Origin of the sequence: Corynebacterium sp. ACRPH, assembly GCF_022347285.1 — a bacterium.
Lineage (GTDB): Bacteria > Actinomycetota > Actinomycetes > Mycobacteriales > Mycobacteriaceae > Corynebacterium.
Map to the genome: position 1 here is coordinate 1 of NZ_JAKRND010000050.1, position 547 is coordinate 547.

Annotated in this window: 1 rRNA gene; it reads left to right on the forward strand. The window is 44.4% G+C overall.

Annotated elements, in window-relative coordinates:
• Positions 1–418: 418 nt before the first annotated feature.
• Positions 419–547: ribosomal RNA gene (locus MHX66_RS10520) — 16S ribosomal RNA — on the forward strand; the annotation flags it as partial.

Here is a 547-nt window from a genome sequence, read left to right on the forward strand (position 1 = left end):
GGTTGTTTGAGAACTCAATAGCGTGATGAACCAAGTTTAGATACTTTGTTGACCAACCTTTGTGTTGATTCTGATGCATTGTATGTCTTTTCACTTTTTTGTGACTTGTTTCAGTGCTCCACTGGCCCCTATGGATTGTGGGTTGGTGGTGGTTACGCCAGCGTGGGGTTAACGCTTCCACGATATGTAATGTGCGTATCCCAGCAAGAGTCGCCTTTTTATGGGTGCTTGTTGGGCTGATAGAAGTTTTGGAAAAGTTTGTGGGATGTATGTTGTGTCTGATCAATAGCCAGCGAGACTGTTTGAGTGTTGTTGGTGTTGGTTGATGTGATTTATTTATCCTTTTTTCAATTCTTTTGTCAGTAGTTTTTTGTTTTGCCTGGTTTTCAGGCTCACCATGTGTCTGATGACAGTTTTTTTTATGGAGAGTTTGATCCTGGCTCAGGACGAACGCTGGCGGCGTGCTTAACACATGCAAGTCGAACGGAAAGGCTCCTTGCTTGCAAGGGGTACTCGAGTGGCGAACGGGTGAGTAACACGTGAGTAA